The organism is Embleya sp. AB8 (assembly GCF_049739465.1).
Lineage (GTDB): Bacteria > Actinomycetota > Actinomycetes > Streptomycetales > Streptomycetaceae > Embleya.
Genome location: NZ_JBMHHY010000001.1, coordinates 295,979 through 310,656, shown reverse-complemented (window position 1 = coordinate 310,656; position 14,678 = coordinate 295,979). Strand labels below are relative to the sequence as shown.

Here is a 14,678-nt window from a genome sequence, read left to right as displayed (position 1 = left end):
TGACACGAACAGGATAGGATGATTAATGTCAAGTAGACGAAAAGAGGTGCGCGCGTGACCGCGACACACGATCTGGACCTGCCACCGGGGGTGCAGCCGACGCCGCTCGCCCTGCTCATGCTCGGGCGTGCCGCCGACCCGCGCAGCGAACGGGGCGTCGAGTGTCCGGGCGACCTGCCCTCCCCCTCCGACCCGGACCTGGTGGCCCGGGCCCGCGCGGCGAAGGAACGGCTCGGCGACCGGGTGTTCATCCTGGGCCACCACTACCAGCGCGACGAGGTGATCGAGTTCGCCGACGTGACCGGCGACTCGTTCAAGCTCGCGCGCGAGGCGGCGGCCCGGCCGGACGCGCCGTACATCGTCTTCTGCGGTGTGCACTTCATGGCCGAGAGCGCGGACATCCTGACCTCCGACGAGCAGCAGGTGATCCTGCCCGACCTGGCCGCGGGCTGCTCGATGGCCGACATGGCCACCTCGGAGCAGGTCGAGGAGTGCTGGGACGTGCTCGCCGACGCGGGCATCGCGGACGTGACCGTGCCGGTCTCGTACATGAACTCCTCGGCCGACATCAAGGCGTTCACCGGCCGCAACGGCGGCACGATATGCACGTCCTCCAACGCCAGGCGGGCCCTGGACTGGGCCTTCGAGCAGGGCGAGAAGGTGCTGTTCCTGCCCGATCAGCACCTGGGCCGCAACACCGCGGTGCTCGAGCTGGGCCTGACCCTCGACGACTGCGTGCTCTACAACCCGCACAAGCCGAACGGCGGCCTGACCCGCGAACAGCTGCGCGACGCCAGGATGATCCTGTGGCGCGGCCACTGCTCGGTGCACGGGCGGTTCGACGTGAGCTCCGTCGAGGAGGTGCGCGAGCGCATCCCCGGGGTCAACGTGCTCGTCCACCCGGAGTGCCGGCACGAGGTGGTCAACGCGGCGGACTACGTCGGCTCGACCGAATACATCATCAACACGCTGGACGCGGCCGAGCCGGGTTCGGCGTGGGCGATCGGCACCGAGCTGAATCTGGTCCGCCGGGTGGCCGCGGCGCATCCGGACAAGCAGATCGTCTTCCTGGACAAGACGGTGTGCTTCTGCTCGACGATGAATCGGATCGACCTGCCGCACCTGGTGTGGACGCTGGAGTCGCTGGTCGAGGGCAACGTGGTCAACCGGATCCGGGTGGACGCGGAGACCGAGAAGTTCGCCAAGGTCGCGCTCGACCGCATGCTGGCCCTGCCGTAACGCGTGAGTGGGCGGTGTGCCCCGGGGAAGCCCCGGGACACACCGCCCACACGCAGCACGGAAGAGCGGATGCGGATCAGCCGGTGCCGGGACGCCCCGGCACCAGCCCGTCCGCGCCGAGCATCTCCCTGACCTCGTCCACATGCGCGTCCTCGGCCGGCAACAACAGGTCCGAGGGCACGATCTCCTCATCCGGCACCGGTGTGCCGACCTCGCGGACCTTGGACAGGAGCGCTGTCAGCCCCGCGCGGAAGCCGGCATCGTCGCCGCCCTCGATCGCGACCTGAAGCTCGTCGTCCAACCGGTTGAGCACCTCGAGGTGCTCCGCCGCGACGTCGAGCTGGCCCTCACCCACGATCCGCACGATCATGTGCCGTCTCCCTGCTTGTCGAAACGCGGCCGGGGCTGACCGGGACCAATCGCCGGCGGCGGGGTGGGCCCGGAGAGCTCGGCCTTCATCCGCTCCAGCTCCAGTTCCACATCCGACGTGCTGGACAAACGCTCCAGCTCGGCGGTGATGTCGTCCTTCGCCATCCCGGTCGGGTCGTCGAGCGCGCCCGAGGCGAGCAGCTCGTCGATCGCGCCCGCCCGGGCCTGCATCTGCGCGGTCTTGTCCTCGGCCCGCTGGATCGCGAGCCCGACGTCGCCCATCTCCTCCGAGATGCCGGCGACCGCGCCGCCGATCCGCGCCTGGGCCTCGGCGGCCGTGTAGGTCGCCTTGATCGTCTCCTTGCGGGTGCGGAACGCGTCGACCTTGGCCTGCAACCGCTGCGAGGCCAGGACCAGCTTCTCCTCCTCCGCCTGGAGGTTCTGGTGTTGGGTACCGAGGTCCGAGATCTGCTGCTGCACACCCGAGCGGCGCATCAGCGCCTCGCGGGCCAGATCCTCGCGACCGAGGGCCAGTGCCTTACGGCCCTGGTCCTCGAGCTTGCCCGACTGTTGCTGTAGGCCGGTCATCTGCAATTCGAGCCGCTTGCGGGACGTCGCCACATCGGCCACACCCCTGCGGACCTTCTGCAACAGCTCCAGTTGTTTCTGGTACGAGTAGTCGAGCATCTCGCGCGGATCCTCGGCCTTGTCGAGGGCCTTGTTGGCCTTCGCGCGGAAGATCATCGCCATTCGCTTCATTACACCGCTCATGGGCCTCGCGTGCCCCCTTCGTAGGCAACCCGTGCTGCTCCCTGAAGCCTAAATGCCCAAGCGACCTTGTGGCAGCAGGGCTTTGCCTCACTTGACGTGTTCCCGCCCGGGAGAGTTCCGCATCGTCCCCGGGCCGGATTCGGGGAGCCTTGAAATGTCGTGCGCCTCGAACACGTAGGCTTTGACCGTGTTCCGACGACGTTCCCACGCAGAGCCCGAGACCGCCGAGCAGTCCCTGGAGCGTCTCCAGGGTGCGCCGGCCGTCCGGGACCCCCAGGCCCCCAAGGGTCGCCCGACGCCCAAGCGCAGCGATGCCCAGGCCAACCGCAAGACGAAGGTGTCCGTCGCCAAGGACCCCAAGCAGGCCCGCAAGCAGGCCCGGATGCGGATGCGCGAGGAGCGCGAGACGCAGCGCCAGGCGCTGCTCACCGGTGACGAGCGGGCCCTGCCGGCCCGCGACCGGGGGCCGCTGCGCCGGTTCGCCCGCGACTACGTCGACGCGCGCTACACGGTCGGCGAGTTCTTCCTGCCCTCGGCCGTGTTCATCCTGATCCTGAGCATCCTGCCCAGCCTGGCGGTGAAGAACTTCTCCCTGTTCCTGTGGATCGCGGTGATCCTGCTGATCATCCTCGATGCCTTCCGGGTCAACCTGGGGCTGAAGAAGGCACTGCGGGCGAAGTTCCCCAAGGAGAACCTCAAGGGCGTCACGCCCTACGCGCTGATGCGTTGTCTCCAGCTGCGTCGGCTGCGACTGCCCAAACCGCAGGTCAAACGAGGCGAGAAGGTGGCATGACGACGATCACCGGGCTGACCGGCGACCTGCACACGCAGGTCCGTCGCGAATTGGTGGCCCGTCAGTTGGCCGAGCACATGACGAGCCTGCGCGACCGGGGTCCGTTGCGGGTGCTCGACGTCGGCTGCGGGCCGGCCTCCCCCGGCATTCTGCTCGCCCGCGCGGGACACATCGTCACCTCGGTGAACACCGATACCGAGGTACTCACCACGCTGCACGAGGAGCTGGCCCACGAGTCGGCCGACGTGCAGGGGCGGATGCGCCTGGTCGAGGGCGACGGCGCGGAGGCGGGCCGGCACTTCCCGCCGGGCAGCTTCGATCTGGCCATCTGCCACGACGTGCTGGAGACCCAGCCCGAGCCGGACGGCATGCTCGCCGCGCTGGCCCGGATGATGACCCAGGGCGGCCTGATCTCGGTCACCTCGCGCAACGCCGGCTCGCTGGCGATGCGCGCGGGGGCGGCGGCGCAGTGGACCGCGACGCTCAAGGGCCTGTCGGCGACCACGTACCCCAACCCGGCCGGCGGCACGTTGCGCGCGGACACCGTCGAGGGGCTGTGCACCGTACTCGGCGACCTGGGCGCACCGGTGCTCGCGTGGTACGGCGTGGGCGTCTTCAGCGGCCTCCAGCCGGACGACGCCGAACCGCCGCGCGGCCAGAAGGCCTGGAACAACCTGCTGGCCTGTGAGGAGGACGCGTCCCGACGCGACCCCTACCGGCTGATCGCACCGGTACTGCACCTGATCGGCGAGAAGACGGTGCGCTAGGGGGCCGGGGTCGCGCTCGGCTCGGTCGGCAACCGTGGCGGTGCTGCGGCCGATCGGCGCGGGTGCCCGACATAGGGTGTTCACATGGACTTCCGACACCTCGGCCGCAGCGGCCTCGTGATCAGCGAGATCGCCTACGGCAACTGGCTCACGCACGGTTCCCAGGTGGAAGAGGACGCCGCGCTCGCGTGTGTACGGGCGGCGCTCGACTGCGGGATCACCACGTTCGACACCGCCGACGTGTACGCGGAGACGCGCGCGGAGTCGGTACTCGGACGCGCGCTCAGGGGTGAACGCCGCGAGGGCCTGGAGATCTTCACCAAGCTCTACTGGCCCACCGGCCCCGGTCGCAACGACCGGGGCCTGTCGCGCAAGCACATCATCGAATCGCTCGACGGTTCGCTGAGCCGGCTCGGCACCGATTACGTGGACCTCTACCAGGCCCACCGGTTCGACTACGAAACTCCGCTGGAAGAGACCATGTCGGCGTTCGCCGACGTGGTCCGCGCGGGCAAGGCGCTCTACATCGGCGTGTCCGAGTGGACCGCCGAGCAGATCCGCGCCGGCGCCGAACTGGCCCGCGAGCTGCGGGTACCGCTGATCTCCAACCAGCCGCAGTACTCGATGCTCTGGCGGGTGATCGAGGCCGAGGTGGTGCCGACCTCGGCGGAGCTCGGGCTCGGCCAGATCGTCTGGTCGCCGATCGCGCAGGGCGTGCTCACCGGCAAGTACCTGCCGGGGCAGCCGCCGCCGGCCGGGTCGCGCGCCACCGACGACAAGGGCGGCCAGGACTTCGTCTCCCGGATGCTCACCGACGATGTGCTCACCCGGGTACAGCAGTTGCGCCCGCTGGCCGACGAGGCCGGGCTCTCGCTCGCCCAACTCGCGGTCGCCTGGGTGCTGCAGAACCCGAACGTGTCGGCCGCGATCATCGGTGCGTCCCGACCGGAGCAGGTGCGCGAGAACGTCAAGGCGGCCGGCGTCAAGCTGGACGAGGGCCTGCTCACCAGGATCGACGTGATCCTGGACCCGGTGGTCACCCGCGACCCGGCGCTCACCCTGAGCCCGGCGACGCGCCCGTAGCCCGAGAGCACGAGGGGGCGCGGCCGAGGCCGCGCCCCCTCGCGTGTTCGGCCCGGACTCAGCCCTCGGCGGCGCGCAGGCTCATGTGCTCGTAGACCACGACGTCGTCCTCGAGCAGGCTCACCTGCTCGATGCCGGCCGCGAGCAGGTCCTTCCAGGTCTCGCCGAGCCAACTCTCGGCGTCCGACTGGTTCGTGAAGTCCTCCGTCTGCGGTCCCTCGACCGAGGCACCGTCCGCGTCCTCGTACCGCCACACCCACGACATGTCGGGCTCCTCACCTCGGGATCTCGGACCGGCAAAAGACCTGCACGGTAGATGTTGCACAGTAGATCAAGGCCACCCACCTCATAGCCAGGAGCACGACGACACCCATGGAGCTGACGCTGCTCGGCACGGCCGGTCCCCGGGGCTGGCCCCAGCCGTTCTGCACCTGTGCCTCCTGTCTGGGATGCACCGGTCCGGCGGTGCGCGGTCCCGCGTGCGTGCTGCTCGACGGCACGCTGCTGCTCGACTGCGGCCCGGAACCGGCGCACGCGGCGGCCCGGGCCGGGCACCCGCTCACCGGGGTGCGGCGACTGCTGCTGAGCGGGCCGGCCGAGTCCGCGCCGCTGGCCTGGCTGCCGGCCGCGGGGCTGGCCGAGGTGGTCGCGCCGGGCGGGCCGCCGGGCGGGCTGCCGGCGCCGGCGGCGGGCGGGCCGAGTTGGCGACGGGTGGCCGAGGGCGACGTTTTCGAGCTGGACGGCCATCGAATACGGGTGCTTCCCGGGGGGACACCCGGGCGGGTCGCGTACGAGGTGACCGGCGCCGACGGCACCCGGTTGTTGTACGCGCCGCCCTCGACGCTGCCGCCGGAGACCGAGGCGACCCGGGCCTGGACGCGCGAGGGCGGGCACTACGACGTGGTGCTCCTGGACGTGGTGTCCTGGCCGGAGCGGCTGGCCACGCTGCGCCGGGACGGTGCGGTCACCGAGGACACCGACGTGCTGGCGATCCACCTGTCGCACGAGTCGCCGCCCGGCGAGGAGTTGCATCGCCGGCTCGCCGCGTGGGGGGCTCGGGCGGTCCCGGACGGCGGCCTGGTCCGGGTCGGCGCGGATCCCTCGCCGGCCCCGCGCCCGCACCGCACACTGATCCTCGGCGGCGCCCGCTCGGGCAAGTCGGCGGAGGCCGAACGGCGCCTGGCGGCCTGCCCGGACGTGCTCTACGTGGCCACCGGCGGCACCCGCGAGGGCGACGCCGAATGGGCCGAACGCATCACCCTGCATCGCGACCGCCGCCCCGACACCTGGACCACGATCGAGACGACCGACCTGACCGGCCTGCTCGCCGAGGCGCGGCAACCCCTGCTCGTGGACTGCCTGTCGTTGTGGCTGACCTCGGTGATGGACGCGCACGACGCCTGGGACGACGCCCGCTGGACGGCCGGCGCCCGGGCGGCGGTCCGCGCCGAGATCACCACTCTGGCCGGCGCCTGGCGCTCCTGCCGCGTCCCGGTGGTCGCGGTCAGCAACGAGGTGGGCAGCGGCGTGGTCCCCCCGACCCCCAGCGGCCGCCGCTTCCGCGACGAACTGGGCCTGCTGAACGCCAGGATCGCCGGCGAATCCGACGAGGTCCTCCTGGTGGTGGCCGCCCAGGCGCTGACCCTCAAATCCCTCCCCCGAAAGGCCAGGCACGCAGCCGGCTGACCGGAAGCGCACCCGAGACCGACCCGGGTGACCCCGATGGGTGGACCCACCGCGGTAAACCCGCAGCCCCGGCCCGCATTTGCCGCCCCGCCGAACCGGCCCGCTGGGCCCCGGTGGATCCATCCCGCCGCGGTAAACGCGCAGCCCGGCCCGCATCCGCCGCCCCGCCGAACCAGCCCACCGGGCCCCCGGCGGACCCACCTCACCGCAACAAACCCGCAGCCCCGGCCCGCATCCGCCACCCCATCGAACCAGCCCACCGGGCCCCCGGCGGACCCACCTCACCGCAACAAACCGACAGCCCCGATCCACATCCGCCGCCCCGCCGAACCAGCCCGCAGGGCCCCGGGTGGACCCACCCCGCCGCAGTAAATCCGCAGCCCTCGTCGCCGAAGGCAACGGGTGGAGCGGGCGGGCACACACCGGCCGAGCGGGCCGAGACGCGACCGCAGGCGCAAGTCGTACGCTGACCCGGTGACCATCGACCTCGACTCCCTCGCCGCCCAGGTGGAGCGCCCCGACGACGACGCCCGCGGCCGCGTGCGCGAACACCTCGGCGCCCTGACCGGCGCGCCGAACAGCTACGGCCGACTCGAAGACCTCGCGATCTGGTTCGCGTCCACCCAGGGCGGCAAGGCCGGCACCATCGCCCCCATCGCCGCCCCCCGCGTCGTGCTGTTCGCCGCCGACCACGGCATCGCCGCGCACGACGTGTCGGTCCGGCACGCCGGCTGGACCGCGCGCGAGGTGCGGGCCACCCTCGACGGCGGTTCGCCCACGGCCACCTTCGCCGCCGCCCTGGACGCGCCGATCCGGATCGTCGACATCGCCGTCGACGCCGAGCCCGACGCGTTCCCCGAGCACGTCTCCCGGGACCGGATCCGCCGCGCGTCCGCGGCGATCGACACCGCCGACGCACTCGCCCCCGGCGAGGCCGAACGGGCCTTCCAGGTCGGCATGGACACCGCCGACGCCGAGATCGACTCGGGCGCCGACGTCCTGCTGCTCGGCTCCGTGGGCGCCGCCGCCACCACCCCGGCCGCGGTCCTGATCGGCGCGCTGACCGGCATGGACGCGGCCGCGGTGATCGGCCGCGGCTCCGGCATCGACGACGCGACCTGGATCCGCAAGTGCGCCGCGATTCGCGACTCGCTGCGCCGGGCCCGCCCCGTACTGGGCGACCCGATGCGCCTGCTCGGCGTCTCCGGCGGCGCCGACTTCGCGGCGATGACCGGCTTCCTGCTCCGGTGTTCGATCCGCCGGACCCCGGTGCTGCTCGACGACGTGTCCACCGCGGCCGCCGCCCTGGTCGCCCAGCGGATCTCCTACCGCGCCCCCGACTGGTGGCTGGCCGGCCACGTCACCCCCGAGCCGGGCCACGTCAAGTCGCTGGACCGACTCGCCCTGGAGCCGGTCCTCGACTACCGGGTCCGCGGCGGCGAGGGCCTCGGCGCGCTGCTCGCCCTGCCCGTACTGCGCGCGGCGGTCGACCTGGTGGCCCGGGTGCACCCCACCCCGTGAGCAACGGCACCACCTCGGCCGGCCTGCGCCTGGCCTTCGGCATCCTGTCGGTGATCCCGGTCCGGGTCGACCGGGTGGACCGCCCGGTGGCCGGCCGGGCGATGGCCTGCGCGCCCCTGGTCGGCCTGGTCCTGGGCGGCCTGGCCGGCGGCGTACTCGCCCTCGCCGCGTGGTCCGGCACCGGCGCGCTCACCGCCGCCGCCCTCGCGGTCGCCACCCTGGCGCTGCTCACCCGCGGCCTGCACCTGGACGGCCTGGCCGACACCGCCGACGGCCTCGGCTCGGCCAAGCCCGCACCGGACGCGCTGCGGATCATGAAGGCATCCGACATCGGCCCGTTCGGCGTGCTGAGCCTGCTGTTCCTGGTACTGATCGAGACCGGCGCGCTCCTTCGGCTGCAACACCAGGGCAGCGGATCGGCCGCCGCCGCACTGGTGTTCGCGGCGGTGACCGGCCGGGCCGCGCTGTCCATCGCGTGCCGCCCGGGCGTACCGTCCGCGCGCCCGGACGGCCTCGGCGCGTTGGTCGCGGGCACCGTCGGGCGCGGCGTACTCCTCGCGTGGTCCCTGCTCCTGCTCGCCGCGGCCGCGCTGTACGGGGTCGTCCAGGGCCCCGCCGAGGGCGCGCGCGCCCTCGGCGCGGCACTCGCCGGACTGGCCGCCGGCGCCCTGCTGTTGCGGCATACCACCCGCCGATTCGGCGGCATCACCGGCGATGTGCTGGGCGCCGTCGTGGAGACCACCGGGTGCGTCGTCCTGGTGGTCGTGTCCACTGGCTGAGACGCTTGCCGGGAAGGCGTGAAATGCTGGCGGCGAACGTATCTTCCATACGGCTCGTCACCGCTCGGCGCGGCGTCCCCGGCAGGGATCGCCGCGTCGGTGCCCCACCGATCGTGCGGGCACTCGGCACCCTCGAGAGATGAGAGACAGGACACTCGTGACCACACTGAGTATCGGCTCCACCGCGGCCCTTTCCCTGCGCGCCGACGTGCTCGTGATCGGCGCCGTCAAGGGCGAGGACGGCGCCGTCCTCGCCGCAGGCAGCGAATCCATCGCCGCGGCGTTCGACGGCCGGCTCACCGACACCCTGTCCGCGCTCGACGCCACCGGCGCCGAGGGCGAACTACACCGCGTGCCGACCTTCGGCGCGGCCAAGGCCCCGCTCGTGCTGGTCGTCGGCCTGGGCGAGCAGCCCGCCGACGGCTTCGCGCACGAGACGCTGCGGCGCGCCGGCGGCACCGTGGCCCGCGCCCTGGCGGGCGTGAAAAAGGCCGGCGTGGCCCTGCCGCTCGCCGGTGCGGAGGCGGTCGGCGCGTTCGGGGAGGGCGTGCTGCTCGGCGCGTACTCGTTCGAGACCTACCGGGAGAAGTCGCGCGAGGGCCGCAAGGACGCGGTCAAGGACGTCGTACTGCTGGGCATCAAGGGCCGCGACAAGGCCGCCAAGGCCGCCGTCGAGCGGGCCGCGATCACCGCGCAGAGCGTCAACCAGGCGCGCGACCTGGTCAACACCCCGCCGAACGACCTGAACCCGAAGGACTTCGCCGCGATCGCGGTGGACACCGGGAAGAACGCCGGCTTCAAGGTCGAGGTGCTCGACGACAAGGCGCTCGCCAAGGGCGGCTTCGGCGGCATCCTGGGCGTCGGTCAGGGCTCGGCCAGCAAGCCGCGCCTGGTCCGGCTCGGCTACACGCACCCCAAGGCCAAGCGCACCATCGCGCTCGTCGGCAAGGGCATCACCTACGACTCGGGCGGCATCTCGCTCAAGCCGGCCGGTGCCAACGAGACGATGAAGATGGACATGGGCGGCGCGGCGGCCGTCCTGGGCGCGGTCGCCGCGGCGGCCCGCCTCGGCCTGGAGGTCAACGTGACCGGCTGGCTCGCGCTGGCCGAGAACATGCCCTCCGGCACCGCGACCCGGCCCGGCGACGTGCTGCGGATGTACGGCGGGCGCACGGTCGAGGTGCTCAACACCGACGCCGAGGGTCGCCTCGTGCTCGCCGACGCGATCACCCGCGCGTGCGAGGAAGAGCCGCAGATGTTGATCGACATCGCGACGCTGACCGGCGCGATGATGGTCGCCCTGGGCAACGACATGTACGGGATCATGGCCAACGACGACGCGTTCCGCGACGCCGTGCACGACGCGGCGACGCGCGCGGGCGAGCAGTCCTGGCCGATGCCGCTGCCGGCCGACATGCGCAAGCAGATGGACTCGCCGATCGCGGACCTGAAGAACATGGGTTCGTCGCGGATGGGCGGCGGCCTGATCGCCGGCCTGTTCCTCCAGGAGTTCGTCGCGGACGGCGTCAAGTGGGCGCACCTGGACATCGCCGGTCCGGCGTTCCACGAGGGCGAGGCCGGTGGCTACCGGCCCAAGGGCGGCACCGGCGTGGCGGTGCGTTCGCTGCTCCGGATCGCCCAGGACGTCGCGGACGAGAAGATCTGATTCGGCGCTCGCCGAGCCGACACCGGTCCATTCCGGTTCGGTCCGGTCCGATCCGGCCGGGGCACGCAGGCGCCCCGGCCGGGCCGACGGACCGACGACATGTGGGGCGCGCACGCCCCCGGCGGCGATCCCGCGGCGGAACGGTCAGGAACCGCCGCCGGATTGCCGCCGGGTCCACTCGCGCATCCGCTTGGGGTAGCCCACCAGGGCCGCCTCGTAGACCGGGATGCTCAGCTTGCGGGCGAGCGCGCGGGCGGCCCCGGGGTCGGCGACCCGCCGTCGGGTCCACTCCCCGGTGTCCGCGATGAACACCACCGTCGTCCCGCTCAACGTGGTGACCGGCTCGATATACGCCTCCACGCCCTTGCGGCTGTGCGCGAACTCGGTCAGGTGCGCGGTGGTGGCGGCGACATCCTTACGATCGGGCGCGGTCGCGCCCGCACCGCGTTTGCGACGGAACAGCCCCACGGGGATTTCCTTCCTCTCGGACACGCGGAAGTTGCGGATCGTGTCGGGACAACGAGTCGCAAGGGCACGTTGTGCCCCGGATCCGCCGATTCGGCGCCGTCCTTGTGGGACAGGCAACACCGGGGCGGAGTGCTCGGTCGCTCTCGACAAGTGGGAGGATGTTGTACCGGCACTTGAGACCTTCCACAAGAAGGGGGTGCCACCCGCCGCGCGCGGGAGGGCATCGCAATCACAGGAGGACGTGACGTGGCGAACGACGCCGGAGCCGTTTTCGATGTAGTCATTCTCGGCGGCGGGAGCGGCGGCTATGCGTGCGCCCTGCGTGCGGCCGAACTCGGTATGCGGGTCGTCCTCATCGAAAAGGGCAAGCTCGGCGGCACGTGTCTGCACAACGGCTGCATCCCGACCAAGGCGCTGCTGCACGCCGGCGAGGTCGCGGACCAGACTCGCGAGAGCGAGCAGTTCGGCGTCAAGTCGACCTTCGACGGCATCGACATCGCCGCCGTGCACGCCTACAAGGACGGCGTTGTCTCGCGTCTGTTCAAGGGCCTGACCGGACTGATCGCCAGCCGCAAGATCACCGTCGTCGAAGGCGCCGGGCAGCTCGTCTCGCCGACCGCGGTCGAGGTGAACGGGCAGCGCTACGAGGGTCGACACGTGGTACTCGCGACCGGGTCGGTGCCCAAGTCGCTGCCGGGCCTGGAGGTCGACGGCAACCGGGTGATCAACAGCGACCACGCGCTCGTGCTCGACCGCGTCCCGCAGTCCGCGGTGGTCCTGGGCGGCGGCGTGATCGGCGTCGAGTTCGCCAGCGCGTGGAAGTCCTTCGGTGTGGATGTGACCATCGTCGAGGCGCTGCCGCACCTGGTCGCCCTGGAGGACGAGGCGAGCAGCAAGCTCCTGGAGCGCGCGTTCCGCCGGCGCGGCATCAAGTTCGAACTCGGCGCGCGCTTCAGCGGGGTCGAGTACACCGACGCGGGTGTCCGGGTCTCGCTGGAGAACGGCAAGCAAATCGACGCCGAGCTGCTGCTCGTCGCCGTCGGTCGCGGCCCGGTCTCGGCGGGCCTCGGGTACGAAGAGGTCGGCGTCGCGATGGACCGCGGCTACGTCCTGGTCGACGAGTACTGCGCCACCAACGTGCCGACGATCTCGGCCGTGGGCGACCTCATCCCCACTCTCCAGCTTGCCCACGTCGGTTTCGGCGAGGGCATTCTGGTCGCCGAGCGGATCGCCGGGCTGAACCCGGTGCCGATCGACTACGCGGGCGTGCCGCGCGTGACCTACTGCGACCCGGAGGTGGCCTCGGTCGGCCTCACCGAGGCGCAGGCGGTCGAGCGTTACGGCTCGGACAAGCTCGCCTCGATCAGCTACAGCCTCGGCGGCAACGGCAAGAGCCAGATCCTCAAGACGACCGGCCAGGTCAAGGTCGTCTCGGTCAAGGACGGCCCGGTCGTCGGCATCCACATGGTCGGTGCCCGGATGGGCGAACTGACCTCGGAGGCCCAGCTGATCTACAACTGGGAGGCCCTGCCGGCCGAGGTCGCCCAGCTCATCCACCCGCACCCGACGCAGTCCGAGGCGCTTGGCGAGGCCCACCTCGCCTTGGCGGGCAAGCCGCTGCACGTCCACGACTGACGACGCGCCGCACAACCGCGCCCCGTCATCCAAGACACACGCCTTGAAGCGTTGAGAAGGAGTCATTGACCCATGCCGGTCTCCGTAACACTGCCCGCGCTCGGCGAGAGCGTGCAGGAGGGCACCATCACCCGCTGGCTCAAGCAGGAGGGTGAGCGCGTCGAGCTGGACGAGCCCCTGCTCGAGGTCTCGACCGACAAGGTCGACACCGAGATCCCCTCCCCCGCCGCCGGCATTCTGGTGTCCATCAAGGCCCAGGAAGACGACACCGTCGACGTCGGCGCCGAGCTGGCCGTGATCGACGACGGCACCGGTGCCCCGGCGCCGGCTCCGGCCGCCGCGCCGGCGCAGGCCGCGCCGGTGGCCCCGGCCGCTCCGGCTCCGGTCGCGCCCGCCGCGCCCGCCCCGGTGGCTGCCGCGCCGGTCGCGCCCGTCGCGCCGGAGCCGGTCCAGGCTGCCGCGCCTGCCGGCGCCGTGCAGGGCACCCCGGTGCTGCTGCCCGCGCTCGGCGAGAGCGTGCAGGAAGGCACCATCACCCGCTGGCTCAAGCAGGAGGGTGACACGGTCCAGGCCGACGAGCCGCTCCTGGAGGTCTCGACCGACAAGGTCGACACCGAGATCCCGGCGCCGATCGGCGGCGTACTGCTGAAGATCACCGTGGCCGAGGACGAGACGGTGGAGGTCGGCGCCGAGCTGGCCGTCATCGGCGCGCCCGGTTCGGCGCCGGCCGCGGCGCCCGCTCCGGCGGCTCCGGCGCCGGCTCCGGTGCAGCAGGCCCCCGTGGCGCCGGCTCCGGTGGCGCCGGCCCCGGTCGCCGCCGCTCCGGCCCCGGTTCAGGCGCCGCCCGCGCCCAAGCCGGCTCCGGCACCGGCCGCCGCCCCGCAGCTCGCGCCGCCGGCCGAGGCGGACGGCGCGTACGTCACGCCGCTGGTCCGCAAGCTCGCCGCCGAGCACAACGTGGACCTGGGCGCGATCGCGGGCACCGGTATCGGTGGTCGTATCCGCAAGCAGGACGTCCTGGAGACGGCCCGCAAGCAGCAGGCGGCCCAGGCCGCCGCGGCTGCCTCGGCCTCGGCTCCGGCCGCCGCCGCGCCCGCCGCCAAGGCGCCGGCGCCGATCGAGCCGTCGCCGCTGCGCGGTCGGACCGAGAAGCTCTCCCGGATGCGCACGGTGATCGCCAAGCGCATGGTCGAGTCGCTGCAGACCTCGGCTCAGCTGACCACGGTCGTGGAGGTCGATGTCACCAACATCGCCCGCCTGCGCGACCGGGCCAAGAACGACTTCGTGGCGCGCGAGGGCGTCAAGCTGTCGTTCATGCCGTTCTTCGCGAAGGCGGCCGTCGAGGCGCTCAAGGTCCACCCGGTCCTGAACGCGTCGATGGACCTGGCGGCCGGCACGGTGACCTACCACGACGCCGAGCACCTGGTGATCGCGGTGGACACCGACCGCGGCCTGATGGTCCCGGTCATCCACAACGCGGGTGACCTGAACATCGCGGGCCTGTCGCGCAAGATCTCCGACCTGGCGGAGCGTACGCGCACCAACAAGGTCAGCCCGGACGAACTGGCCGGCGGCACCTTCACGCTGACCAACACCGGTTCGCGCGGCGCACTGTTCGACACGCCGATCTTCCCGCAGCCGCAGGTCGCGATGCTCGGCACGGGCGCGGTCGTCAAGCGCCCGGTCGTGGTCAACGACCCGACGCTCGGCGAGGTCATCGCGGTCCGCTCGATGGTCTACCTGGCCCTGTCCTACGACCACCGCCTGGTGGACGGCGCGGACGCGGCCCGGTTCCTCCAGACGGTGAAGACCCGCCTCGAGGAAGGCGCCTTCGAGGGCGACCTCGGCCTGTAAGGACACTTCGCGGGCGTTTGCCGAAGGCGGTTCGGACCCTCGTCCGG

General features: G+C 72.1%; 14 protein-coding genes. 10 read left to right on the top strand and 4 right to left on the bottom strand.

Features of this window, described 5'->3' with window-relative positions; translation table 11 throughout:
- Positions 1 to 54 precede the first annotated feature (54 nt).
- Complete coding sequence (gene nadA, locus ABIA38_RS01275) at positions 55 to 1,239, top strand: quinolinate synthase NadA (protein ID WP_424636455.1); 1,185 nt, start codon at positions 55 to 57, stop codon at positions 1,237 to 1,239.
- Positions 1,240 to 1,315: 76 nt separating this feature from the next.
- Here the strand turns inward: nadA and pspAA are convergent, their stop codons facing one another.
- The gene (gene pspAA / locus ABIA38_RS01270; RefSeq protein ID WP_424636454.1) at positions 1,316 to 1,609 is read right to left on the bottom strand and encodes a PspA-associated protein PspAA; all 294 of its coding nucleotides are present in this window, start codon (positions 1,607 to 1,609) and stop codon (positions 1,316 to 1,318) included.
- A complete protein-coding gene (locus ABIA38_RS01265) occupies positions 1,606 to 2,379 on the bottom strand; it encodes a PspA/IM30 family protein (RefSeq protein WP_424636453.1) in 774 nt (257 codons plus the stop codon). The genes pspAA and ABIA38_RS01265 overlap by 4 nt, the downstream gene beginning before the upstream one ends.
- A gap of 187 nt (positions 2,380 to 2,566) precedes the next feature.
- Between ABIA38_RS01265 and ABIA38_RS01260 the strand changes: the two genes are divergently transcribed.
- The 3 genes from ABIA38_RS01260 to ABIA38_RS01250 all read left to right on the top strand — a co-directional run bounded on the left by ABIA38_RS01260 (position 2,567) and on the right by ABIA38_RS01250 (position 5,022).
- Positions 2,567 to 3,172: a DUF3043 domain-containing protein gene (locus tag ABIA38_RS01260; protein WP_424636452.1), complete on the top strand. Its 606-nt coding sequence runs from the start codon at positions 2,567 to 2,569 to the stop codon at positions 3,170 to 3,172.
- Positions 3,169 to 3,939 (top strand): class I SAM-dependent methyltransferase, encoded by a 771-nt coding sequence (locus tag ABIA38_RS01255; protein ID WP_424636451.1) that lies wholly within the window; start codon positions 3,169 to 3,171, stop codon positions 3,937 to 3,939. Before ABIA38_RS01260 ends, ABIA38_RS01255 begins: the two co-directional genes overlap by 4 nt.
- A gap of 84 nt (positions 3,940 to 4,023) precedes the next feature.
- The gene (locus ABIA38_RS01250) at positions 4,024 to 5,022 is read left to right on the top strand and encodes an aldo/keto reductase family protein (RefSeq protein WP_424636450.1); all 999 of its coding nucleotides are present in this window, start codon (positions 4,024 to 4,026) and stop codon (positions 5,020 to 5,022) included.
- Between the two features lie 58 nt (positions 5,023 to 5,080).
- On the opposite strand, the gene ABIA38_RS01245 is transcribed toward ABIA38_RS01250, so the two are convergent.
- Positions 5,081 to 5,287, bottom strand: a complete 207-nt coding sequence (locus tag ABIA38_RS01245) for a hypothetical protein (protein WP_424636449.1) — start codon at positions 5,285 to 5,287, stop codon at positions 5,081 to 5,083.
- Positions 5,288 to 5,394: 107 nt separating this feature from the next.
- On the opposite strand from ABIA38_RS01245, the gene ABIA38_RS01240 reads away from it, so the two are divergent.
- From ABIA38_RS01240 to ABIA38_RS01225, 4 genes are all read left to right on the top strand, one after another.
- Positions 5,395 to 6,708, top strand: a complete 1,314-nt coding sequence (locus tag ABIA38_RS01240) for a bifunctional adenosylcobinamide kinase/adenosylcobinamide-phosphate guanylyltransferase (protein ID WP_424636448.1) — start codon at positions 5,395 to 5,397, stop codon at positions 6,706 to 6,708.
- Between the two features lie 474 nt (positions 6,709 to 7,182).
- Positions 7,183 to 8,229 carry a nicotinate-nucleotide--dimethylbenzimidazole phosphoribosyltransferase gene (locus ABIA38_RS01235; protein ID WP_424636447.1) on the top strand — a complete coding sequence of 349 codons (1,047 nt, stop codon included), beginning with the start codon at positions 7,183 to 7,185 and terminating at the stop codon, positions 8,227 to 8,229.
- Positions 8,226 to 9,008: an adenosylcobinamide-GDP ribazoletransferase gene (locus ABIA38_RS01230; protein WP_424636446.1), complete on the top strand. Its 783-nt coding sequence runs from the start codon at positions 8,226 to 8,228 to the stop codon at positions 9,006 to 9,008. The genes ABIA38_RS01235 and ABIA38_RS01230 overlap by 4 nt, the downstream gene beginning before the upstream one ends.
- Before the next feature lie 157 nt (positions 9,009 to 9,165).
- A complete protein-coding gene (locus ABIA38_RS01225; RefSeq protein WP_424636445.1) occupies positions 9,166 to 10,674 on the top strand; it encodes a leucyl aminopeptidase in 1,509 nt (502 codons plus the stop codon).
- 144 nt (positions 10,675 to 10,818) lie between these two features.
- On the opposite strand, the gene ABIA38_RS01220 is transcribed toward ABIA38_RS01225, so the two are convergent.
- Complete coding sequence (locus ABIA38_RS01220) at positions 10,819 to 11,142, bottom strand: hypothetical protein (RefSeq protein WP_424636444.1); 324 nt, start codon at positions 11,140 to 11,142, stop codon at positions 10,819 to 10,821.
- 246 nt (positions 11,143 to 11,388) lie between these two features.
- Between ABIA38_RS01220 and lpdA the strand changes: the two genes are divergently transcribed.
- A complete protein-coding gene (gene lpdA / locus ABIA38_RS01215) occupies positions 11,389 to 12,777 on the top strand; it encodes a dihydrolipoyl dehydrogenase (RefSeq protein ID WP_424636443.1) in 1,389 nt (462 codons plus the stop codon).
- Positions 12,778 to 12,849: 72 nt separating this feature from the next.
- Positions 12,850 to 14,631 (top strand): 2-oxoglutarate dehydrogenase, E2 component, dihydrolipoamide succinyltransferase, encoded by a 1,782-nt coding sequence (sucB, locus tag ABIA38_RS01210; protein WP_424636442.1) that lies wholly within the window; start codon positions 12,850 to 12,852, stop codon positions 14,629 to 14,631.
- The last annotated feature ends 47 nt before the right edge of the window (positions 14,632 to 14,678 follow it).

Excerpts from the sequence above, each read along its gene's own strand:
- pspAA (WP_424636454.1), bottom strand. The coding sequence starts at position 1,609 with ATGATCGTGCGGATCGTGGGTGAGGGCCAGCTCGACGTCGCGGCGGAG.
- ABIA38_RS01265 (WP_424636453.1), bottom strand. The coding sequence starts at position 2,379 with ATGAGCGGTGTAATGAAGCGAATGGCGATGATCTTCCGCGCGAAGGCC.
- ABIA38_RS01255 (WP_424636451.1), top strand. The coding sequence starts at position 3,169 with ATGACGACGATCACCGGGCTGACCGGCGACCTGCACACGCAGGTCCGT.
- ABIA38_RS01250 (WP_424636450.1), top strand. The coding sequence starts at position 4,024 with ATGGACTTCCGACACCTCGGCCGCAGCGGCCTCGTGATCAGCGAGATC.
- ABIA38_RS01245 (WP_424636449.1), bottom strand. The coding sequence starts at position 5,287 with ATGTCGTGGGTGTGGCGGTACGAGGACGCGGACGGTGCCTCGGTCGAG.
- ABIA38_RS01240 (WP_424636448.1), top strand. The coding sequence starts at position 5,395 with ATGGAGCTGACGCTGCTCGGCACGGCCGGTCCCCGGGGCTGGCCCCAG.
- sucB (WP_424636442.1), top strand. The coding sequence starts at position 12,850 with ATGCCGGTCTCCGTAACACTGCCCGCGCTCGGCGAGAGCGTGCAGGAG.